The organism is Arthrobacter citreus (assembly GCF_038405225.1).
Classification (GTDB): domain Bacteria; phylum Actinomycetota; class Actinomycetes; order Actinomycetales; family Micrococcaceae; genus Arthrobacter_B; species Arthrobacter_B citreus_A.
This window is the reverse complement of sequence record NZ_CP151657.1, coordinates 2,232,214-2,252,250: the sequence shown is the minus strand read 5'-3', so window position 1 is coordinate 2,252,250 and position 20,037 is coordinate 2,232,214. Positions and strand designations below refer to the sequence as shown.

22 protein-coding genes are annotated in these 20,037 nt (G+C 63.4%); 11 read left to right on the top strand and 11 right to left on the bottom strand.

Annotation, left to right across the window (positions count from 1 at the left end; all coding sequences use genetic code 11):
• Nucleotides 1-266 precede the first annotated feature (266 nt).
• From AAE021_RS10460 to AAE021_RS10445, 4 genes are read left to right on the top strand one after another with little or no spacing between them, the layout of a single operon-like run.
• Nucleotides 267-1,808 carry an APC family permease gene (locus tag AAE021_RS10460; protein ID WP_342022275.1) on the top strand — a complete coding sequence of 514 codons (1,542 nt, stop codon included), beginning with the start codon at nucleotides 267-269 and terminating at the stop codon, nucleotides 1,806-1,808.
• Nucleotides 1,798-2,421 (top strand): dimethylamine monooxygenase subunit DmmA family protein, encoded by a 624-nt coding sequence (locus AAE021_RS10455; protein WP_425362388.1) that lies wholly within the window; start codon nucleotides 1,798-1,800, stop codon nucleotides 2,419-2,421. Before AAE021_RS10460 ends, AAE021_RS10455 begins: the two co-directional genes overlap by 11 nt.
• Entirely contained in the window at nucleotides 2,418-3,389 is a 972-nt protein-coding gene (locus AAE021_RS10450) for a PDR/VanB family oxidoreductase (RefSeq protein ID WP_342022273.1), read from the top strand. Before AAE021_RS10455 ends, AAE021_RS10450 begins: the two co-directional genes overlap by 4 nt.
• Nucleotides 3,390-3,402: 13 nt before the next feature.
• Nucleotides 3,403-4,497, top strand: coding sequence for a DUF3445 domain-containing protein (locus AAE021_RS10445; RefSeq protein WP_342022272.1), 1,095 nt, complete (start codon nucleotides 3,403-3,405; stop codon nucleotides 4,495-4,497).
• A gap of 45 nt (nucleotides 4,498-4,542) precedes the next feature.
• Here AAE021_RS10445 and AAE021_RS10440 read toward each other — a convergent pair whose 3' ends face one another.
• The 7 genes from AAE021_RS10440 to AAE021_RS10410 form a co-directional block, all read right to left on the bottom strand.
• A complete protein-coding gene (locus tag AAE021_RS10440) occupies nucleotides 4,543-5,712 on the bottom strand; it encodes an RNA polymerase sigma factor (RefSeq protein WP_342022271.1) in 1,170 nt (389 codons plus the stop codon).
• Between the two features lie 7 nt (nucleotides 5,713-5,719).
• Nucleotides 5,720-6,127: a YciI family protein gene (locus AAE021_RS10435; protein WP_342022270.1), complete on the bottom strand. Its 408-nt coding sequence runs from the start codon at nucleotides 6,125-6,127 to the stop codon at nucleotides 5,720-5,722.
• Between the two features lie 60 nt (nucleotides 6,128-6,187).
• Nucleotides 6,188-7,936 carry a HAMP domain-containing sensor histidine kinase gene (locus AAE021_RS10430; RefSeq protein WP_342022269.1) on the bottom strand — a complete coding sequence of 583 codons (1,749 nt, stop codon included), beginning with the start codon at nucleotides 7,934-7,936 and terminating at the stop codon, nucleotides 6,188-6,190.
• 93 nt (nucleotides 7,937-8,029) lie between these two features.
• Nucleotides 8,030-8,389 carry a hypothetical protein gene (locus AAE021_RS10425; protein ID WP_342022268.1) on the bottom strand — a complete coding sequence of 120 codons (360 nt, stop codon included), beginning with the start codon at nucleotides 8,387-8,389 and terminating at the stop codon, nucleotides 8,030-8,032.
• Between the two features lie 378 nt (nucleotides 8,390-8,767).
• Nucleotides 8,768-9,454, bottom strand: coding sequence for a hypothetical protein (locus AAE021_RS10420; RefSeq protein ID WP_342022267.1), 687 nt, complete (start codon nucleotides 9,452-9,454; stop codon nucleotides 8,768-8,770).
• A gap of 77 nt (nucleotides 9,455-9,531) precedes the next feature.
• Nucleotides 9,532-10,020, bottom strand: coding sequence for a VanZ family protein (locus tag AAE021_RS10415; RefSeq protein WP_342022266.1), 489 nt, complete (start codon nucleotides 10,018-10,020; stop codon nucleotides 9,532-9,534).
• Nucleotides 10,021-10,034: 14 nt separating this feature from the next.
• Nucleotides 10,035-10,610, bottom strand: a complete 576-nt coding sequence (locus AAE021_RS10410) for a low molecular weight phosphatase family protein (RefSeq protein WP_342022265.1) — start codon at nucleotides 10,608-10,610, stop codon at nucleotides 10,035-10,037.
• Between the two features lie 304 nt (nucleotides 10,611-10,914).
• Here AAE021_RS10410 and AAE021_RS10405 point away from each other — a divergent pair, with 304 nt between their 5' ends.
• The 6 genes from AAE021_RS10405 to AAE021_RS10380 all read left to right on the top strand — a co-directional run bounded on the left by AAE021_RS10405 (nucleotide 10,915) and on the right by AAE021_RS10380 (nucleotide 15,483).
• On the top strand, nucleotides 10,915-11,493 hold the full coding sequence (locus tag AAE021_RS10405; protein ID WP_342022264.1) for an alternate-type signal peptide domain-containing protein: 579 nt from the start codon (nucleotides 10,915-10,917) through the stop codon (nucleotides 11,491-11,493).
• Between the two features lie 118 nt (nucleotides 11,494-11,611).
• Nucleotides 11,612-12,115: a hypothetical protein gene (locus AAE021_RS10400; RefSeq protein WP_342022263.1), complete on the top strand. Its 504-nt coding sequence runs from the start codon at nucleotides 11,612-11,614 to the stop codon at nucleotides 12,113-12,115.
• Between the two features lie 35 nt (nucleotides 12,116-12,150).
• Entirely contained in the window at nucleotides 12,151-12,927 is a 777-nt protein-coding gene (locus AAE021_RS10395; protein WP_342022262.1) for a signal peptidase I, read from the top strand.
• A complete protein-coding gene (locus AAE021_RS10390) occupies nucleotides 12,927-13,841 on the top strand; it encodes a hypothetical protein (RefSeq protein WP_342022261.1) in 915 nt (304 codons plus the stop codon). Before AAE021_RS10395 ends, AAE021_RS10390 begins: the two co-directional genes overlap by 1 nt.
• Nucleotides 13,834-14,421 (top strand): hypothetical protein, encoded by a 588-nt coding sequence (locus AAE021_RS10385; protein ID WP_342022260.1) that lies wholly within the window; start codon nucleotides 13,834-13,836, stop codon nucleotides 14,419-14,421. Before AAE021_RS10390 ends, AAE021_RS10385 begins: the two co-directional genes overlap by 8 nt.
• Nucleotides 14,422-14,523: 102 nt before the next feature.
• Nucleotides 14,524-15,483, top strand: a complete 960-nt coding sequence (locus tag AAE021_RS10380) for a hypothetical protein (protein ID WP_342022259.1) — start codon at nucleotides 14,524-14,526, stop codon at nucleotides 15,481-15,483.
• A gap of 13 nt (nucleotides 15,484-15,496) precedes the next feature.
• On the opposite strand, the gene nhaA is transcribed toward AAE021_RS10380, so the two are convergent.
• Genes nhaA through AAE021_RS10365 form a run of 3 tightly spaced genes read right to left on the bottom strand, consistent with a single transcriptional unit; the run spans nucleotide 15,497 to nucleotide 17,687 of the window.
• Entirely contained in the window at nucleotides 15,497-16,891 is a 1,395-nt protein-coding gene (gene nhaA / locus AAE021_RS10375) for a Na+/H+ antiporter NhaA (protein WP_342022258.1), read from the bottom strand.
• 55 nt (nucleotides 16,892-16,946) lie between these two features.
• Complete coding sequence (locus AAE021_RS10370; protein ID WP_342022257.1) at nucleotides 16,947-17,180, bottom strand: SCO4848 family membrane protein; 234 nt, start codon at nucleotides 17,178-17,180, stop codon at nucleotides 16,947-16,949.
• 3 nt (nucleotides 17,181-17,183) lie between these two features.
• Nucleotides 17,184-17,687 (bottom strand): DUF2505 domain-containing protein, encoded by a 504-nt coding sequence (locus tag AAE021_RS10365; RefSeq protein ID WP_342022256.1) that lies wholly within the window; start codon nucleotides 17,685-17,687, stop codon nucleotides 17,184-17,186.
• Nucleotides 17,688-17,930: 243 nt separating this feature from the next.
• Between AAE021_RS10365 and AAE021_RS10360 the strand changes: the two genes are divergently transcribed.
• Nucleotides 17,931-18,656: a hypothetical protein gene (locus AAE021_RS10360; protein ID WP_342022255.1), complete on the top strand. Its 726-nt coding sequence runs from the start codon at nucleotides 17,931-17,933 to the stop codon at nucleotides 18,654-18,656.
• 21 nt (nucleotides 18,657-18,677) lie between these two features.
• Here AAE021_RS10360 and AAE021_RS10355 read toward each other — a convergent pair whose 3' ends face one another.
• Nucleotides 18,678-19,403 (bottom strand): hypothetical protein, encoded by a 726-nt coding sequence (locus AAE021_RS10355; protein WP_342022254.1) that lies wholly within the window; start codon nucleotides 19,401-19,403, stop codon nucleotides 18,678-18,680.
• Nucleotides 19,404-20,037 lie beyond the last annotated feature (634 nt).

The following is a 20,037-nucleotide window of genomic DNA, read 5'->3' as shown; positions in this document are numbered from 1 at the left end:
CAGGCACAGTCCCGGAAAGATCGATGAGTCGCCGACCCTGCTGAGAAGTGTTCCTCCCTGACCTGCCTCCTGCCCATCGTAACCGGCGGGGGACACGAAATCTATTGGTAACAAAGGTTATGCATCCTTTGTTCGCTGGTTCGGGCTTTACAGGACGGTAGATGTCGCGGTGCATAGCTACCTATTGGCAATCTAAACCTTTGAAACTATAGTTTTACTTCACGTGGCCCAGCTCACACTGACTGGGGATGATTGGAAGGAACACTATGCGCGGACAGATCGCGGAACCTGCGGGGGAGGTCGGGGCCGATAAGGACGCTGAGCAGCTCGCCAGCCTTGGCTACTCGTACGACAGCCAGTTCAAGCGGGAGATGACGTTCTGGGGAAACGTCTCGTTGGGGTTTACCTACCTGTCGCCGGTAGTGGCAATCTATTCCTTGTTCGCGGCATCCCTCGGGATTGCCGGGCCGCCGATGTTCTGGTCCCTCGTCATCGTTGGGCTCGGGCAGTTCTTTGTTGCCGTGATTTTCGGTGAAGTTGTAGCTGCCTACCCGGTTGCGGGCGGCGTTTATCCCTGGTCCAGGCGGCTTTGGGGCCGTAAATGGGGGTGGATGAACGGCTGGGTCTATCTCATCGCTCTCCTGACCACCATCGCCAGCATCGCCTATGGGGCGGGCCCATTCTTGAGTACCTTCCTGGGCATGGAAGGCACCACCAACTCAGTCATCGTGGCGGGTCTCGTCGTAATCGCAGTAGCGACAGTCCTCAACCTGGGCGGCACTAAGGTGCTGAACACCGTTGCCATGTTCGGTCTTTTAGCAGAACTTGGCGGAGCACTGGTGGTCGGAACCTGGCTCCTGATGACGGCCCGGCACCATGACCTCAGCGTCTTGTTCCAGGCGTTTGGCGCCGGGGAAGGCAGCAGTTATTTCGTAGCCTTTGCAGCAGCAGGCTTGATCGGAATTTTCCAGTACTACGGTTTTGAAGCCTGCGGAGATGTGGCCGAGGAAGTAGTCAATCCCGGCCGGACAATCCCCAAAGCCATGAGAATGACCATCTACATCGGTGGCTTTGCGGCCATGTTTGTATGCCTGTCCCTTATCCTTGCTGTTCCCGACTTCGGGGCCGTCATTTCAGGGGCTGACGCAGATCCCGTGGGGAATGTCCTGCTTGCAGCATTCGGCCCCATCGGTTTCAAGGTGGTCCTTGCAGTGGTCCTAGTCTCATTCCTCTCCTGCGTGCTGAGCCTTCAGGCGGCCACCTCCCGGCTTGCCTATTCGATGGCCCGTGACGGGATGCTTCCGGGCAGCAAGCTCCTGAGTGTCTTCAGCGAAAGCCGCCACGTACCTCCGTATGCGCTGCTCCTTGCGGGTTTGGTGCCAGCCCTGATTGTTGTCGGGTCGAAAGTTTCTAGCGACGCCCTGACGGTGATTATTTCCTTTGCCGCTATGGGGATGTACATGGGGTTCCAGATGGTGGTTTTGGCTTCCCTCCGTGCTCGCCTCCGTGGCTGGAAGCCCAACGGAGCCTTCCAGCTTGGTGCCTGGGGCATTCCGGTTAATGTCGCCGCACTGGTGTGGGGAGTTCTCGGAATTATCAACATGGCTTGGCCCCGGACTCCGGAAGACGGTTGGTTCGCCAACTACGTTGTCTTGATTTCCGCCGTCGCCGTGGTCGTGTCTGGCCTGATTTACATGACCTGGAAAAAGCCGCATCTCAAGGGCGACGCTCCGGCCGGTGACGCCATTCCGGTAGGTTCCGCGCGCAACGCTGAAGCCGTGGTCGCCGCGCCGAAGGATGAAAGGTAACAACCTCGTGCTAATCACTGGCATCAAAAGCCGACCAATTTACGACAAGCTCTCACCCATGGACAGCGGCCGCTGCCATGTCGCTGCCGCGCAGGGAAGCGGCGGAGGGCCCCTGGTGCGCCTGCTTGGCGAGATGAGCCCAGACCAGCTGAGCGCTACGACCGTGTTCTATTCAGTCGAATCGTTCACCGGCCAGAACTACCTGGCTGACATACAAAATTTCACCGTGCACGATCTTTACGTGTTCCACAGCAACGCGGATGCCGTTGGCAGGCTGGATGCGTTCCTTGCCACGGCACAAATGGGAACCCGGCTGTATATCGCCGGCTCGGAGAGCTTCATCGGCACATCGATGCAGGTTGCCACCTCATACGGCGTGAACCGGGACGAGGTGCTGCGTGAGCACGCGGGTTCGTTTGTGCGGCGGGTATGGTGCGCGCACTGCAGCCATTACTCGGAGAACGTGACCCACCGGGTGTTCCAGTGTCCTGGCTGCGACCGCCATTTGATTGTGCGTGACCACTACTCCGGAAGGCTCGCGGCGTTCCAGGGCGTGAAAGCCGACGGCGAAGTACCAGGAGAACTGCCGGACAATGAGGAGTTGGATACATGAGTGAGGCCCAGAACGGAGCACTGCGGCTGAAAGTCGACCGTATTGAAGCGGTCACACCGGAAATAAACCGATTCACCTTTTCCTCTGTGGACGGATCATGGCTTCCTCCGTTCTCCGGAGGTAGCCACGTCAGAGTCCTGATTGAATTTGACGGAGAGACCCGGCGCAACGCGTACTCGCTGATGAGCTCGCCCTATGATACGAGCCAGTATCAGATTGCAGTCAGGCGCGTTGAAGACGGTAAGCGCGGCTCCGTCACGATGCATCAGAATGTCCGCGAAGGTGATGTCCTCCTGGTCACGACCCCCGCGAACCTTTTTCCCGTATCGAAACATGCCCGGCACCACCTCTTTATTGCCGGCGGCGTCGGAGTTACCCCTATCTTCGCGCAGCTGGAAGAACTCAGTGTTAAGGGGGCCTCCTTCGAACTCCACCTTGCTGTCCGCGGTCCCGAACATGCTGCCCTTGGCAACGAACTCAAGGAACGCTACGGGGAGCGGGTCACGCTTTACGGCGACGGCGACGGGTCCCGGCTGAATAGCTCGCAGATCCTGGATGGGCGCCCATTAGGTACCCATGCCTACGTTTGCGGCCCTGACCGGATGGTCGACGATGTCATTGGAGCCGCCCGGAACCTCGGGTGGACTGAGTCACACATTCACTACGAGAGGTTTGATGACTTGGGGTCGGTGGGTAATCCCTTCTCCGTCACCCTGGCCCAGTCCGGGGCTGTGGTTAATGTGTCTCCAGAGCAGTCGCTGCTGGAGGCCGCCGAAGCGGCAGGCCATAAGCTTCCCTATCTCTGCCGGGGAGGGGCGTGCGGCGAGTGCGAAATCGAGGTCCTGGAGCTTGAAGGCACCATCGACCATCGGGATGACTGGCTTTCAGAAACGGACCGCTGCTCCAACAAACTCATCATGCCCTGCGTTTCACGGGCCACGTGCACAAAACTCGTCATCGATGCTTAAGGAGAACTACACCATGACAGCGGTATCCTCATCAGCCGGATTTAAATCGAATGAAACTTACACCCCGGAGGGCGAATACCAGTTTCAGAACTCCCGTGAAGCTGTTCGCCGTCTCCCTTTTCCGTTCCCTGACGACGAGTACATGTATTCCATGAACCTCGAACCCCACGTTCCGGCAGGCGAGGGTGCCTTAAGAAGCGCTTTCGATGTGGATGAGCACTACGTCTCGGAATGTGCGCACCGTGCCCAGATGCTGCAGGAGATGCCCGGCGTTCATTACATCGCGCTGCCGCACATGCTGGAAGCACAGTGGGATCTGCTGGAACTCATCTTCGAGTCCTACAGCAGGGATTTCCCCGAACACTTCACCCTCACCAAGAACGGGAACTCGTGGCGCTGGGAGAACAGGCTCCTCGGGATCGATGACACGTTCACCTTCGGGGACCCGGCAACCCTGCCGACGGATCCGATGGAGTACGCGACGCGGCAGGCTCAGGGTGAATTCGTCGTTCTCGAAGAGAGGGACAACACCCTGGTGATCGGCGCCGGTATGACGACCCAGAGGGCCGATTACTCACTGCAGTTCAACATGGGGATGAGCTTCTTTGAATTCCATGGCCCGGTGCCTAAGCTACAGGAAATGGGGATCCTGGACAGGGCCCTCAAATTCCTGCTTCGGATGAAGCCCGGCCATCCTGTTCGGCGGGTCAACTGGTCCCTTACCGTTCACCCACGGCTGGAAACCTCCGTGGAAACGCTTCCGGACTGGGCGCCGGACCGGACGATCGTCACGCCTGAAAATGCAGGGGAAAAGGTATACCTGCGCATTGAACTGCAGCCCCTGCACCGTCTGCCGCGATCCAACGCCATTGTGTTCCCGGTTCGTACATACCTCGTGAGTCTTGCTGAACTGGTGGAGCACGCTCCGGAATGGGCAAAGCGCATGCACCGGGCGCTGAAGTCGATTGACCATGAGCTCGTGGACTATAAGGGCTTTGACCGCTACCACGATGCCGCGGTGGAATGGCTCTCCCATCACGACGACGGAGCACCGCTGGCAACCGGCTACCCCTGGATTGAGGGAGGGATTCAGCCGGACCGCAGCTAGGGGCATGCAGTGAACGAGGGCCTATAGCTGGCGTCGGGGGAGCCCTCAGCCACGCAGCGCTGCATTCAGCCGGGCCGCCTGCAGTGTCAGGTGGTCCCGCTCCTGCACATTGGCGGCGGCCCGGGCTGCCTCGGCATAGAGCACCGCCGCAGCCGGCGCATCGCCGTCGCGTTCGGTCAGATAAGCCAGCGCGGCGGTGTGCCGGGGGAGTGCGGGATCCACGGCCGCCAGCGCCGCCAGCCCGGCGCGCGGCCCGTCCGCCTCGCCCACCGCAACGGCCCGGTTCAGCCGGGCCACCGGGCTGCCGGTGAGGCGCACCAGCTCGTCATACCACTCCACGATCTGCGGCCAGTCCGTCTCACCGGCGGACGGGGCATCGGCGTGCAGCGCGGCGATGGCCGCCTGCGCCTGGAACTCGCCGAGCCGGTCCCGGGCCAGTGCCCGCTGCAGGATGCCCACCCCCTCGGCAATGAGGGCGGTGTTCCAGCGGCTGCGGTCCTGCTCGGCCAGCGGTATTAGCTGCCCGGCGGCCCCGGTGCGGGCGGCGCGGCGGGCATGGTGGAGCAGCATGAGCGCCAGCAGGCCCTGCACTTCCGGATGGTTGATGCCGGCGTCCAGCTGCCGGGTGAGCCGGATCGCCTCGGCGGCCAGATCCACGTCCCCGGAGTACCCCTCGTTGAACACCAGATACAGCACCCGCAGCACGGTGGCCACATCTCCGGGCGCATCGAGGCGCTGTCCGGTGAGCAGGCGCTTCGCGCGGCTGATCCGCTGCGCCATGGTTGTTTCACCCACCAGATAGGCGGCGGCAATCTGCCGGGTGGTCAGCCCGCCCACGGCCCGCAGCGTGAGCGCCACCGCCGAGGACGGGCTGAGAAGCGGATGGGCACAGAGGAAATACAGCTGCAGGGTGTCATCGGCCGTGCCGACGGGCCCGGGAGCGGGTTCGGTGTGCACCCGCAACTCCCGCTGCCGGCGCGAGTCTCCGGCGCGCACGGCGTCGAGAAACCTGCGCCAGGCCACGGTCACCAGCCACGCCTTAGGATCGCGCGGTTGCTGCTGCGGCCAGGTGCGCAAAGCTTCGATGAGGGCTTCCTGGACCGCGTCCTCGGCCGCCGCGAAATCGGCTCCGCGGCGGACGACGGCGGTTATCACGTGCGGGGTCAGCGTGCGCAGCAGTACCTCGTCCAGTCCGGGAGCACCGGCGCCAGCCATGCCGGCCTCACTCCGTGACGGTCAGCGGCGGGGTGAGGAAGGGCCGGACCTCGATCCACTCATGGATCGGCTTGCCGGCCGGCCCCGGAGCCGCGGACAGTTCCCCGGCGAGCTCGATCGCGTGGTCGTAGCTGTCGACGTCGAGCACCATCCACCCGGCAACCAGATCCTTGGTCTCCGCGAACGGGCCGTCGGTGACCGGCGGGCGGCCCTCGCCGTCGTACCTTACAAAGGTCCCCTCGGGGGACAGCGCCTGACCGTCAACGTACTCGCCCGTTTCGGTCAGACGGTCTGCGAAGTCCTGCATGTACTGCATGTGCGCGGAGATTTCCTCCGGCGTCCACTGGTCCATGGGCGCGTCATTCACGGCCGCCGGGGCGCCGCGGTAGTGCTTGAGCAACAGATATTTGGCCATGATGCTTCTCCTTGGATTCCTGCGGCACAGTTGCCTGTGACACAGCCATTGTGGCTGCGTTCACTCCAGGGACGAAGCAGTTTCGGAGATTTCGACATCCGCGGCGGACGGTTCCAGTGCGTCAGTGGCCGACGGCGTCTGCGGCGGCTGTGGAATGCACACGGTAAAGGTGGATCCTTTCCCCGGGGCGCTGACCAGGGAGATGGTTCCGCCGTGGGCCTCAATGATGTTCTTGGTGATGGCCAGGCCCAGGCCCGCGCCGGGGATTCCGGCCCGGCGGACGGCGCCGGTGCGGAAGAACTTGGTGAACAGTTCCCGCTGGTCCTCCTCGCTCATGCCCATGCCGGCGTCCTGGACCTGCAGGTAGGCGCTGCCGGGCTCGGTCCAGGACCGCACGGTGACCGTGCCGCCGTCGGGCGAGTATTTGATGGCGTTGGAGAGCAGGTTGTCCAGTACCTGCGCCAGCCGCACCGGATCGCCGTGGACGATCAGGTCCGGGGCGAACTCGGCGGTGAGCAGCACGCCGCCGGCCGCGGCCCGAGGCAACGCCGAGCGCAGGCCCGCGCCGATCAGGTCCTCCCCGGAGACCGGGCGGGGATCCAGGGCGACGCTGCCCGAGGCCGCCGCCAGCAGATCCGAGACCAGGCTCAGCAGGCGCTCGCTGTTGCGCTGGGCCACCTCCACGGCGTGCGGAATGGTGCCGGTCAAACCGGTGTCCTCCACCTCGTCCTGCGCCAGCTCCAGGTACCCGATGATCGAGGTCAGGGGAGTGCGCAGCTCATGTGAGACGCTGGAAACAAAGTCATCCCGGGCGCGCAGTGCATCCATCAGGTCGGTGACGTCGCTGAACGCGATGACGGCCCCGTTGAACCCATTGACATTGCGCTGGATGCGCGCGGAGCACGACAGTGCGATCAGGTCACCGGGCCGCCCGGCCCAGATCAACACGTCCTGGAAAGCCTCGCCCTTCATCGCCCGGCCGATGGGACGCTCCTCCGCGGTGAGGGCGGTGGTGCGGTCCGCGCCGAAGAACAGCAGATCCTCTTCCTGGGTGTGCTTCATGCCGGCGGGCCGGATCCGCTCATCCAGCATCCGCATCCGCTCGTTCTTGTGCACGGCGGAACCGTTGGGACCGACCACCAGGACGCCGACGTCGATTGCGTTCAGGACGACGTCGAGCAGCTGGGACCGTTCGGTGCTCTGGCTCAGGGCCTCTTCCAACAGCTGGTCCTTGTGGGCCAGGGCAGCCTGCCGGGCGTCCATGTCCTGCCGGATAACAGTCACTGTGATGGCGACTGCCAGCGTCACGAGCGGGCCGAGGATGGGTGCGGCAAGGCGCTGTCCGGTGACGGGTTCAGGAGAGGCGAACACCGGCAGCCAGACGATGATCAGCGGGCAGACGAAGCTCAGGATCTGCGCGCCGAGGGCCGATACACGGGACCAGGCCAGCCAGAAGACCGGAAAAACGCACAGCAGGTAAATGCCCGTGGCAAGGCCAAAACCGCCGTGGTACAGCAGGCCGACGGCGGCAAAGTCCAGGACCGGCAGGATCCAGTAGGCGGCGTACCACAGCCGGTCCCAGGGCACGACGACGGCGGCAAGGGTGATCAGCACCAGCAGCACGAGGCCGGCCTGGAACTGCGGGCGGGCTATGATTTCCGGCAGCAGGGTGGCGTAGATGATGCAGAGCAGGCCGACGGTGATGACCAGGGGGCCCTGGCTGATCCGCACGCGCTGCGACAGGGTCAGGTCGTGGAAGTCCTTGTCCAGGCCAAGCATAGTGAGGGTGCGCGTGGCAAGCCGTGACATGTTTGGTGGAACTCCCCCTGATAAGCGAACTGCCTTCATCTCAGGGTACCCGGCTGTGCCGGCGGCGCTTGCGGTGCTGGTCCGGCGGTGCTGTTAATCCAGGGACGCCAGCAGGCAGGCCATGGTTTCCCGGCCGCAGGCGGCGAACAGCGCGAGCATGGACGCCAGCTCAGCGGCGCCGAAGCGCGCCAGACGCTGCTGGGCGCTGTGAGCCAGCTCGGCGAGGCGTTTGGCGCCGGCCATTTCACTGGAGATCTTGATGCTGAGCACCACGTCCATGGCGGCGGCGTCGTCCGCTCCTGTCACCGCCCGGTACAGGCGGTCGTAGCGGGACTCCCACAGCGTGATGTAGTTGTTGATGAACTCGCGGCAGGACGCCGGGCCGAGCTGGTCGGTCAGATCCAGGAGCTGTTCACGGGCAATAAGGTCCGGGCCGTGTGCGGCCGTGGCCATCATCGACAAACTCCGGCTGCCGCCCAAGGATGCGGGCGGAGGAAAGCGGATGCTATCGGAGCCATGGGGGGTCCTCCGCTCGGGTGGCCGCTGTTCGTCGCGGCGGGGCTGGGTGTTTCGTAAGGCTGCTTGATGTTTAGAACAATGCCAGTGCTAGCTCAGGAACTGCCCCCGCGAAGACGCAAGATCGGGGCAAGATTCCCGGCGGGGGTTTACAAGTAGTCCTGCCCTGCGCCGTCGGCCCCTTTCCTCACCCGCGAAGTGGCACCCCTTCCTACCCGCGAAGTGGCAGTAAGTGCAGTTCTGAGCGCTGAGAACTGCATTTGTTGCTATTTCGGCGGGACTTGTGGGTTCCGCCCAAAATCTCGGGCTTTACCATCACGCGCCTTTGCGAAGCGTGCGGGGATACTCTGGTTTCAATTTCCCCGCGGTGAAAAGCGACGCTGACATGGAAAAGCCCACAATGAGGAGGACCAGTCCGTAAGCTGTCAGGGGCTCGACGACTAACGGCGGCCGGCCCGGATCAACCATCCATGCCACTCGATCAATGAGGACAATGGAGAGCCCGCCCGGCCCGATCACCATTCCGGTTCTCTGTTTCCATGTTGTCGGATCGAGAAAGTGCTCCTCAGGGTGAATCACCTCCCCGCCCAGGTACTGCGCTGTCACTAGCTGCCGGGAACGAACGACTTGGGAGATGCGAAAAACTGAAAATCCCATAACCGTGGCTGTTGACAAAGCCCAAAAACCGATAACCAGCCGCGATTCAATAGATTCCCCTATGGCTATACCGATGAGAACAGCTAATAGTAAAGCCAGTACGCCGAAGTAAAGCGGCCCGAGGAGCTTCCACGCCGGGTACACCTCCAGCGCGAGTAAACGTCCAGTGGCTTCACGACGGAGGCCTTCGGCAACGTCCCGCTCATATCCGGGCTCTAACGACCCAACCTGGCCCGTCCAAAAAGTAATCCGCTTCGTGAGCCTGTTATGGGACGTTAACTGCGGGAGGGAAGCAGCGAGAATCCCGAGCAACGTCAGCAAAGCTTCCCAAGGAAGATTGGGCATGCCTGATTATGCGCCGGATTCGGGATTGCTGATATACCGGCAGGATGGTGAATTCGTCGGTCTACCTAGCCTGTCTGCTACGGGGCGGTAGTGGACAGGTAATCTCTGCGGCGGCTGTGCCAAGCGTAGACGACGATGCAGCCCAGGGCGGCGCCGAGGGAGTTAGCGGTCACGTCGTAAATTGTGGCGAAGCGGTTGGGCAGCAGGAGTGCCTGCGCGGACTCAATCAGGCAGGAGGCCACAATGCCGCCGGCTGCGGCCAGCCAAATGCGCCGTTCGGGCAGCCAGGCGGCGGCGAGCAGCCCAAAGGGCACAAACATCAGGACGTTGGCCAAGTTCTCCACAAAGGAGTAGTTGACCCAGCCGGGAACCCCCATGCCGTGGAGCCTGCGCAGGACAGCCTTGAGTGTGCCGGCGGAATCCTGGTCCACGGGGGAGGGCCAGAACACCACGAGCGCGAGCACTCCTATATAGAGGAGAAAAAGTGCAGCCAGCGTTCGGCGCTGCCGCACCCGCCGGGACGGACCCGGGGCGGGCTGCGGCGGGGGCGGCGGAGGAAAAGACACGGGCTGGGTCTCCGTCACCGGTGCTTGCGTTCCCAGGACAGCAGAGTGTCCACGGCCGGCGTGAGCTGGTGGACCATCTGCTGGTACACGTCCTCGCTGCGGCGGTAGGGGTCCACGACGTCGTCCTCTTCCGGACCCACCGGGTTTGCGGTGCGCAGCCGCAGTGCCCTGGCGACAGCCGCTGTCCAGCGTTCGGAGGCGCCGACGTCGCGCTGTCCCTCCACCAACGGAAGGAGCCGGGCCAACTCGCGCAGCGTGAAGGTGCGGCGCAGCAGGCCCGGGGCCAACTCCACGATCTTGCTGCGGTGCGCCCGGGTGAGCGCGAGCACCAGACCCTGGCCGGCGAGGATGTTGGCGTTGAGCTGGCGGGAGACAAAGTTGCTGGAGTCCGCGCCGAAGACATGGATGAACCCGGCCACGTGGGGTTCGATGCCCGAGCCCACCAGGGCGCCGGTGCCGGCGCTCGCCACCGTGAACTCTCCCGGGGCCATCTGATCGAAGCCGGTCTGGAGCAGGCGCTCGGCCATGGGGGAGCGGCAGATGTTGCCGGTGCAGACGGTCAGGATGCGGAACGGGGTGTTGGTGCTCATGTCCTCGGGCTTCAGATCGTGCCGGTTTCGGGTTTTTGTGCTGTTTATGCGTGCTTTTGGACTGCTTTGCGGGTGCTTTCAGCGTCGAATCCGAGTGTTTTCGGGTCGATTCCGGGCTGATTGCGCTGATGTTGAGGTTACCTTGTGTGGCCCTTGAGCTTTGGCCAAACGTTGCAAGAACCCTGTGGGAAGGACGCGTTGTTTCTTGAGGACCGGGCGGCAAAGTAATACCCAGCGGCAAGGAAAACCTTCCTAGGCCGAAACGGTTTCAAGCAAAACGAACAAGGGGAACACAATGAACAAGATGGCTAAAGGCGCACTGGCAACCGGCGTAGGCGTAGCACTGCTTCTCGGCGGCGGCGGAACCCTCGCCACCTGGAACGCGACCCAGGCAGCCAACGCCGGCACCATCGCTGCCGGTGAGCTGAAGATGACGGCTGGCACCGGAACCTGGGCCAGCAACATGACGGCCGGCGCCATCCGGGTTGCAGATTACAAGATGGTTCCCGGCGAGAAGCTGACCTACTCGCAGGACCTCGCGGTCACCCTGGTTGGAGACCGGATCACCGCCAACCTGAAGACCACGGATGCGGTTGCCAAGGCCTTCGGCAACGAGGCGAACATCACCATGGAATACAGCACCAACAATGGCACCAGCTGGACCCCCGCAACCTCCGGCGTCACCGCCACCCCGCTGCAGCTCGCAGCCGGCGTCCAGACCGTCAAGGCCCGCCTGGTGGTTGACTTCACCAACATGAGCTCAAACACCACCGCTTCCATGACGCAGACACAGGCCCTGAGCGGCGTCGGCTTCAAGCTGGAGCAGAACGTCCCGACCGCCACCACCGCCACCCAGGCTCCCGCTCCGGTCACCACCCCGTAGTTCCAAGCACCATCTTGTTCTAACCCCCGGCTGTGCGCGGCGCGCATGCTCCGCGCACAGCCTGTTCCCCCTGGAGACAAAACCGATGAAGAGCCTTCGAGCACTGAAAGCGGCCGGTTTGATCATCGTGGCCGTGGTGCTTGGCCTCATGACGGTCCAGGGGAGTTATGCACTATGGAATGCGGTGGTTCCGTCCAACGCCGGAACCGTTCAGTCCGCGGATTTCAGGATCCTGGTGAACAACGTGGAAATGAAATCCCTGGCGCAGCCCCTGGCCCTCAATCTCGCGGAGATCAAGCCCGGCGGCAACTCGTTCACCAGTTTTGTGGTTACCAACAAGGTGAATGCCACCAGCGCGATGACCGTCAAACCGAAAGTTACTGCTGGCCTGGCAACTGAGGGTTTCGCCGAATATCTGACTATTCAGACCACGGTGCCGCTTGCAGGCCAGAGCTGTGAGACAGCCACATACGCCGGAATGCCGGACTTGGGCGTCATCGCCAAAGAGCAGAGCAAAACCATTTGCGTCAAGGCAACACTGAAGGCAAATACCCCGGTATCGATTCTGGGCAGAACAACCACCGTTCCCGCCGCGCTCACCGTCAGTCAAATGCCGGCATGACCGGTAACAACGATGCACAGCAAAGGATAGTCAACATGTCGCACGGCCGCAGAAGAGCAGAAAAGCCCACCACCGTCCTCAGCGTCGTTGGCACCGGTCTTAGTTACCTCGCGCTGTGCCTGACTGCCATGGCGGCCCTGGCCCTGGTGGTTGTGCCCATGATTACCGGCTCCCAGACCTACAGCGTGCTCACCAGCTCCATGGCCCCGAAGTATGCCCCAGGCACCTTCCTCGTGGTGAAGCCCGTTCCCTTTGAAGAACTGACCGTCGGCGACATCATCACCTACCAGATCGAATCCGGCTCACCCGCCGTCATTACCCACCGCGTTACCTCCGTGGGCGCGGATCAGAGCGGCGAAACCATCTTCACCACCAAGGGCGACAACAACAGCGTTGAAGACGAACTGCCCGTCCGCGAAATCCAGGTGAAGGGCAAACTCTTCTACGCGGTGCCGTTTGTTGGCTTCATCGCCAACGGCCTGGGCAACTCCGACCGCGGTGCCATTGCCCAGTGGGGTGCCGTCGCACTCATGGGTTACGGCGTGATCACGCTGGTCCGCGGCGCCCTGGCTAAGAAGCGCAAGGACGACGACGCATCCCCGGAAGGCCCTACCGAACAGGGTCCCGGCGCCGGTAGCGACGATGACTCCATCTTCCCGACTTTCGGCTCGTCTGCTGAGAGTGGTTTCGAGTACCTCGAATCCGGCGATCCCATCCTGACGGACTGCGATGGCTGCGACCACGACCACTCCACCGGCTACCCCTCAACCCGCGGACACCGCACCGAGATCCGAAAGCATGCCACCGTCTGATGAACCGGTTTACCGCATCCACGGCGGGATGGTGCCGGCGACTGATCGGCGCCACCGCCGTCGGTGCCGTTGCTGCAGCCGTTTCCCTGGCCGGAGCACCCGGTGCCTTCGCAGCCAATGACTATCTGGAATTCAGCCTCGACGGGAAAACGTACGCTCCGTCCATAGCGGGACCCATCTTCACCGACGCGCTGCAATTTGTTCCCGGCGCAACAACCAGCGCCACCATCTGGATCCGCAACGGCAGCGGGGAGCCGGCCCGGCTGTCCTCGGCTGCGATTATGGTCCGGTCGGATCCCGAGTTGAATCGGCAGCTCGGCCTGGCCGCAGGGCTTACCTCCAACTTGCCGGTTCGCTCCCTTATGGGTGGGGTGGGAAGCTGCACCGATGTCCCTGAGATCTGGGACATGGCCGCCGGCGAGGAACTCGAACTGGGCCTCGTCGTCGACCTTTCCACTGACGCTTCGAATGACACGATGAACCGCTCTGCAGATTTTGATGTGGTTTTCCTCTTGGAATCCCAGGACGCTGCACCGCGCCAGGCCTGTGACGCGCTGTCCGGACCCGTCCAGCCTCCGGCCGGGTCGGCAACACCTCCGGAAGACCTCAGCGGGAGCGCAGCGAACGGGACCCGCCAGGAACTGGTGACCCTGCCCGGAACATCCGGCGGCGGTCCTGCCGCGCTGTCCAACACTGTTTTCCCGGCTGCGTTGCCGGAACGCCAGGTTGAAACACGTCCACCGCAGGCTGCTGCCCCGGCCGTGCAACAACCCCCGGCGGAGATTGTTCCGGCTGGTTTCCAGAGCACAGTGGAACCGATCATTCGGTCGCTTTCAGGTACGCTCCTGATAGCAGTGTTTGTACTTTTTGCGGCCGCAGTTGTATTTCGGGTCCGGGAAGGCCGGTATGAGTAAGAAGCAGCTGGGGGCTGCATCCGACAGCGAATCTGTCTCTAACGGGGGAGGGTGGTTCACTCGTCTCCGGGCCCAGCCCGGCTTCCGCTCAGCGACCATCGCGTTCGTGCTGACGGTGGTTCTCGGTCTCGGAGGGTCTGCTGCTTATGCCTACTGGAGCCTGAGAATTGACGCGAACCTCATCGTGGCGACCGAACGTCCAGATCTCCCGTCCGTAGCGGCGCCGATCTGCAACGACCGGTCCTTTTATACCCGCGTCAGCTGGACGGCTCCGGCTGGAATGCCGGGCGATGCTGTCTACGTCCTCCGGATTTCAACGTCGAGAGACACCGTTGACTATGCGTTCCCCGCGCAGACCACTTTCTTTGAGCCGGCCTCACTTCGAGTGAACGGCGAACCATTGAACTCCTGGATGGGGCTGAGAACCGGTTCGATGACAATATCGACGGGGTTCCTGGCTCCAGGAGTGGCCGCGCCCGGAGTAGTAGATGTGGGCACCCAGATTTTATCTCCGTCCAAGGCCAGCCCCGCCACCAGCCTGCGTTCCAACAGCAGCCTTATCTCATGGTTTACCTGCTGATCAAGTCAACCGTCCACAGGCCATCCGCACGAAGCACGCTCGTTGTCCTTCCCGCCAGGGACGGGTGCCACCTCACCGCGTAACTCTGCCCGAAAGGGTCGCATGACTAAGCAAGAATCGGGAGCCAAGCCCGGGCAGCGCCTCGGCGCACTGGGATGGGTTCGTGCCCAGCCGGGTTTCCGCACCGCCGTCATCGCGTTTGCGCTGACCGTGGTGCTGGGCATCGGCGGCACGGCAGCGTATGCCTATTGGAGCCAGTCGGCTGCCGTTGCCATCACTGCCACCACGCGTTCGGATCTGCCGGCCAACACCACACTGGTTGGCGCGCAGCCTGCGCTCCAGTCCAGGCCGGGGACGCTCAATGGCTACACCTGTAAGCCGCTGCTGGACTACGAAAAGATGCGCCCCAACAACTACGCTGACATCCGCTTCTCCTGGACCGGCGCCGCCGGAGCCACCAGTTATGTCGTCACAGTGAAAGGAAAGAACGGCACCTTTACGTACGACCAATCTAAAACCGTGGCGGCGGCCGCTGCCGACTTCCGTTTTGACCGGCTAGCAGATCAAAACGGTAAACCCGGCACCGGGCCTTCCCTGTTCTACACGAAATACACCGTACGAGTCATGCCCATGGCCGGCGCGGTCCCGGGTGATCCGCTGTATTTCACCTACGAGTACGAGCACTACAACACCAGTAACTGCTACTGGAGCGAACCGACTGGCGCTTCACCCGTGGGCAGTGTTGCACCACTGGTTTGCTCCACACCCGTGACGGTGGGCGGAGCGGCAGGGTATTCAGATCTCAAGATGAGCTGGACGGGCGCCAGTGGCGCCACAGGATATTCCGTCACGATGGTCAACGGGGACCGCAGCTACGGCGGCGAACTGCTGTCGACCGGGACCAGCGCCTCCTTCCGAATCATGCGTCCACAGCCGGAAAGCGGCGAGGCACCGTACTTTGCCACCTATAGTGTTCGGGTTCAGCCCATGAACGGATCTCTGGCTGGGGACCCGGTGTACCTGCAGGGCTACCAGTTCTATTCGTGGGGCCAGAAGTGTTGAGGTATCCGCAGAACTACCGCCCGCCGTCGTCGTCCTCATAAACATCCGGAATCCCGTCGGCGTCCTCATCCCGGGTTTCCTCCTCCTCGATGCGGCGGTAAATCCGGTTGCGGATCCGCAGCAGGATGGAGGCCAGCAGCGCGGCGGTCACCGACGCCGCCAGGATTGCCACCTTGGCGTGGTCATTGTGCTCGGTGCCCGGATCGAAGCTGAGGTCATTGACCAGCAGCGAGACGGTGAAGCCGATGCCGGCCAGAATGCCGATGCCGAACAGGTCGATCCATTTGACCGTGGCATCAAGCCTGGCCCGGGTGGCGGCGGTGAGGATCCAGGTGGTGGCCAGAATGCCCAGCGGCTTGCCGGCCACCAGCCCGGCTAGGATGCCGAGCGCCACCGGATCGGTCAGCGCGGAGCCCAGACCGCTGATCCCGCCGATGGCGACACCGGCGGAGAAGAATGCAAACACCGGAACGGCGAAGCCGGCGGAGATTGGCCGGAACCGGTGCTCGAAGATCTCGGCCAGGCCCGGCTTGCCCGGTTCCGGCTGCACGGGTTTGCCGTCGGGGCCGCGGCGCAGCACCGGAATGCAGAAGCCCAGCAGCACGCCGGCAACGGTCGCATGCACCCCCGAGGCATGCATAAGCGCCCACACCACCACCCCGACCGGCAGCAGGATCAGCCAGGCGGCCGCGGGATGGGTGGCAAAGATCCGGCGCTTGGACTGCGCCAGATACAGGAACAGGGCCAGCGGCACCAGCATGATGCCCAGATACAGCAGGTGAAGGTCATCGGTGTAGAAGAACGCGATGATGGTGATGGCCAGCAGGTCATCCACCACGGCCAGGGTCAGCAGGAAAATCCGCAGCGCCGAGGGCAGATGCGAGCTGATGACGGCCAGCACGGCCAGGGCAAAGGCGATGTCGGTGGCGGTGGGAATCGCCCAGCCGCGCAGCCCGTCGGATCCGGAGACCGCGTTGATCACGGCATAGATCACCGCTGGAACGACGACGCCGCCCGCCGCCGCGGCCACGGGCACGATCGCCTTGCTGAGCTGGCGCAGGTCCCCGGCCACGAACTCGCGCTTGAGCTCCAGTCCGACCAGGAAAAAGAAGACGGCGAGCAGGCCGTCAGCGGCCCACTCGCCGACACTGAGCTTCAGATGCCACGGTTCGTAGCCAAAGTCGAAATCGCGGATGGTGAAGTAGGAGTCCGACGCCGGGGAGTTGGCCCAGATCAGCGCCGCCACCGTGGCGATCAGCAGCAGGATCCCGCCGACCGTTTCCTTGCGCAGGATTTCGCCGATGCGCAGGACTTCCGGATAACTGGCCCGGCCCAGAATCGTGCTGCCGGCCGCCTTGGGCGGCACGGGCGCGCCGCCGTCGTGCTGGTGCTGCTGATCCGGTGCCATGGAACTCCTCAGACAGAAAAACGGGATATCCGCATTCTGGCACCGCCGGGCGGGTTTAACCCATCAGCCCCCGGAAACCGATAATGATGGCGACCAATCCAAAGAGCATGGAGGTGGTGACCTTCATCAGGTTGACCGTCAGGTACCGGGTTGGTGCCCCCTTTTCATCGCGGGCCTTCGGGCTCTTGTAGGCCTCGATCAGGTACGGCGGCCAGACAATCAGGGACCACAGCCCGCCAATGATGAGGATGACCGCAAGGGCGGTGGGCAGGACGATGCCGTTATCCACGGATCAGGCCTTGCGGCTTTCGATCCACTTGCCGGCCTGGCTGGCCTGGATGGTCAGGGCCTTGCCAATCATCGGCTCGGCCTGCTTGGCGATCTTGTCGCCCAGGAAGGGGATGGAGGAGCTGACCTTGCCGTCCACGTCCACACGGGTGTCTTCGCCGACGGCGACCAGGCGCTGGGTGGCGGTGACCTTCAGCGGAACGCCGCCCACGGAGAGCTCAATGCTGGCCTCGCGGGAGCCGTCGGCAGCCGGTGCCGCCCAGTTCTCCTTCTGCGTCACGGTCAGGGTGGCGCCGACAAACTTCTTGGCGATGTCCGGCAGCCGGTCGGTCGGCAGGGTGCGGACGGCGGTGAGGACAAATGCGCCGGCCGTGTCGCCGTCGACGGTCACCGAAATCAGGGAACCGCCCACGTGCTCACTGACGGAGCGCAGGAAATCCTCGTTCGCGAACGTGTCGGTAACCGTGCGGACGTCGTGTGACAGGGTGGTCGAGGCGTTCAGCGCCATGGGTCCTCCAGATAGGTATGCAGTCTTGCCGGCGGTCCGCACGCAGATGCGCGTGGCTCCTACCGGCCCAGAAACATCCTAATGTCCACCGGTCCCCAGCTCCGAAACGCCTGCGGAGCCGGGCAGGGCAGGAGCGAACCGGTGCAGCTACCTGAGTAAGGGGCGGAGGACCGGCGCCGGCCGGGCGCCGGGGCGGCCTACCATTTACGGACAGGGGGATCACCGACCCAGAGGAGGCCCCTCATGAAGCGTCCAATCCGGTCAGCTTTCCTCGCCGCAGGCCTGGGGTTTGCGGTGGTCCTCTCCTCGTGCACGGGATCGGGCGATGACTCGGCTCCCGACACTTCGACGCCAACCAGCTCGCCGCCGTCGAGTCCCTCCACGGCGCTGACCACCTTCTCCGGAATACGGGAGGACGTGGAGTATTCCTTTGACCACCCCTCCAACTGGACTGTCGAGGAAACGGACCCCGCCACGGGGCCCGGCTACGGGACGGTGACTGTCACCGGGCCGCAGGGAGAAGATCTGGCTTCGCTGGACATCCTGCTGACTTGGGACCTGTCCTGCATGCAGGACGGCTGCCCGGAACAGCCAGTGGTTTATCTCGGGGACTGGGCAGGCCCGGACCCGCTCTCTGTAACCGGAACCATTGCCGCGCGCACCATAGCCATGGACCTGTCTGAGAACCCGTCGGAACGGGCCAAATACGAGTGGCCGGACAACGTCCGTATGGTTACCTCCCTCACCGCAACCGCGGTGCCGCCGCAGAGCACCAGGACTCCCATGCTGATGTACGGGATGGTCCAAGTGGACACTGGAGTGCTGGACAGCAACGGTTCGATCCGGCGGACGGTCCTCTTTATTTCCAACCGGGACTTCGGGACGCTGCAGGAAGCGAAGGCCTATGTTGCATCGGATGAGCACCGGCAAATCCAGGCGATGATTGCCTCTTTCCGGGAGAGCCGGTAATCCCCAGCTCCGGTGGGGCCGCTAGCGCTCCAGACTGACGCAGGCCACGGCGCGGTCATCGTCGGCCGCGTCAGGGCTCGCGGTCTCGCCGTCGTCAAGGGTGATCAGCAGCGACCGTCCGATGCCGTCGTCGGGCAGGACCCACGGCACCGTGACGCTGGCAGTGGAGCCGCCGGTTTCATCGGTGGTGAAGTCCAGGTCCAGGTCATCAGACTCCTGGCTCCGGGTGTCTTCGTACTCTTCGCCTGCATCCGCGGGGGACGCGCCGCACAGCCGCTGACGCAAGCTGGCGCTGAACTCGGTGTTGGGCGCGAAGCCGCGCGCGATCATCTCCAGCGTGGTGTCAGCCTCGGTTTCGGAGATTGTGATGGTGGTGTCCGCTCCATCCGGCACGGCCGAGGAGTCATAGCTGCTGGCAATGGCGTTCTCACACCACGGGCCGAAGGTCCCCTGGATGATGCCGCTGGCGATCGGGCTGGGAGTGGTGCTGCCGCACCGCTCCGGGTTTTCCGTTACTCCCGGCACGCCCTGGGCCTCGCAGCTTTCCTGCGCCGCGCTGCCCGGAGACGCGGAAGCGCAGGCCGCAGCCGTGTCCCCGCCGGAGGACTCCGGGCTGGCGGTGGGGTTCGATTCTTCATTGTCGGCTGAGTACGAGTTGCCCCCGGACTCGTTGTCGTTGTTGCACCCGGTCAGGGCCATCAGCGAGAGGGTAAGCGCGGAAATCAGCAGAAGAATTTTGCGTGCCATGGGCCGATCCTTACGTGGCGTGGGGTCTGCAGCTTGGTGAGTGCCCGTGCCTTTCAAGCGTGGCAGGGGGTCCGGCGAAAATCCATGGGAGGCCCGTGCATTTGGCCGTCCGCGTTTCTGCTGCCTCCAGGCATGGGGGCCTGTCCGTGTTCCTGTCCGGCCCGAAGTCCAGCCCGCGTCGAGCAACCCAGCTTGAATCTGGGGTCCGCGTGGAGAACCCTCCGTTTTGGGCGGAACCGTCCGTTTGGAGCATTTCCTGCCACTGCGGACCGGCAGAAACTGCCCGGAACGGCAGGGATTGCTCGGAATGGCAGGAAAACCGGGCCAGTCAGGGCGGTGAAGTCTTCCTAGCGCCAGCAGAATCCCTAAACGGCAGCAGAATCCCAGACCGGCAGCAGCAGCCAAGTTGGTAATCCTCCGATCGGGCGCCACTCCGGCCGGCACATCCGGGACCACCCCAGCCCCCGGTCAGCCGCATCCGCCGGGAGCGGACGGGGCATTTCCAGCCCCTGCACAGCGGGTAGTCTGGAAGAAAAGCCCCGGGGTTCCTTAGTGAACTTCGGGTATTTGCGTTGCTTAGCCTCATCCATGTTGCAGCCGCACCCCGGCTGCGCCGCCACAGCCAAGGAGAGCC

What these genes read in the sequence shown, in the direction of transcription:
- AAE021_RS10385 (WP_342022260.1), top strand. Translation starts at nt 13,834, where the DNA reads ATGAGTAAGAAGCAGCTGGGGGCTGCATCCGACAGCGAATCTGTCTCT.
- AAE021_RS10435 (WP_342022270.1), bottom strand. Translation starts at nt 6,127, where the DNA reads ATGGCCAAATATCTGTTGCTCAAGCACTACCGCGGCGCCCCGGCGGCC.
- AAE021_RS10360 (WP_342022255.1), top strand. Translation starts at nt 17,931, where the DNA reads ATGAAGCGTCCAATCCGGTCAGCTTTCCTCGCCGCAGGCCTGGGGTTT.
- AAE021_RS10425 (WP_342022268.1), bottom strand. Translation starts at nt 8,389, where the DNA reads ATGGCCACGGCCGCACACGGCCCGGACCTTATTGCCCGTGAACAGCTC.
- AAE021_RS10430 (WP_342022269.1), bottom strand. Translation starts at nt 7,936, where the DNA reads ATGTCACGGCTTGCCACGCGCACCCTCACTATGCTTGGCCTGGACAAG.
- nhaA (WP_342022258.1), bottom strand. Translation starts at nt 16,891, where the DNA reads ATGGCACCGGATCAGCAGCACCAGCACGACGGCGGCGCGCCCGTGCCG.
- AAE021_RS10355 (WP_342022254.1), bottom strand. Translation starts at nt 19,403, where the DNA reads ATGGCACGCAAAATTCTTCTGCTGATTTCCGCGCTTACCCTCTCGCTG.
- AAE021_RS10455 (WP_425362388.1), top strand. Translation starts at nt 1,798, where the DNA reads ATGAAAGGTAACAACCTCGTGCTAATCACTGGCATCAAAAGCCGACCA.
- AAE021_RS10460 (WP_342022275.1), top strand. Translation starts at nt 267, where the DNA reads ATGCGCGGACAGATCGCGGAACCTGCGGGGGAGGTCGGGGCCGATAAG.
- AAE021_RS10450 (WP_342022273.1), top strand. Translation starts at nt 2,418, where the DNA reads ATGAGTGAGGCCCAGAACGGAGCACTGCGGCTGAAAGTCGACCGTATT.
- AAE021_RS10410 (WP_342022265.1), bottom strand. Translation starts at nt 10,610, where the DNA reads ATGAGCACCAACACCCCGTTCCGCATCCTGACCGTCTGCACCGGCAAC.
- AAE021_RS10365 (WP_342022256.1), bottom strand. Translation starts at nt 17,687, where the DNA reads ATGGCGCTGAACGCCTCGACCACCCTGTCACACGACGTCCGCACGGTT.
- AAE021_RS10445 (WP_342022272.1), top strand. Translation starts at nt 3,403, where the DNA reads ATGACAGCGGTATCCTCATCAGCCGGATTTAAATCGAATGAAACTTAC.
- AAE021_RS10380 (WP_342022259.1), top strand. Translation starts at nt 14,524, where the DNA reads ATGACTAAGCAAGAATCGGGAGCCAAGCCCGGGCAGCGCCTCGGCGCA.
- AAE021_RS10390 (WP_342022261.1), top strand. Translation starts at nt 12,927, where the DNA reads ATGAACCGGTTTACCGCATCCACGGCGGGATGGTGCCGGCGACTGATC.
- AAE021_RS10420 (WP_342022267.1), bottom strand. Translation starts at nt 9,454, where the DNA reads ATGCCCAATCTTCCTTGGGAAGCTTTGCTGACGTTGCTCGGGATTCTC.
- AAE021_RS10395 (WP_342022262.1), top strand. Translation starts at nt 12,151, where the DNA reads ATGTCGCACGGCCGCAGAAGAGCAGAAAAGCCCACCACCGTCCTCAGC.
- AAE021_RS10440 (WP_342022271.1), bottom strand. Translation starts at nt 5,712, where the DNA reads ATGGCTGGCGCCGGTGCTCCCGGACTGGACGAGGTACTGCTGCGCACG.
- AAE021_RS10405 (WP_342022264.1), top strand. Translation starts at nt 10,915, where the DNA reads ATGGCTAAAGGCGCACTGGCAACCGGCGTAGGCGTAGCACTGCTTCTC.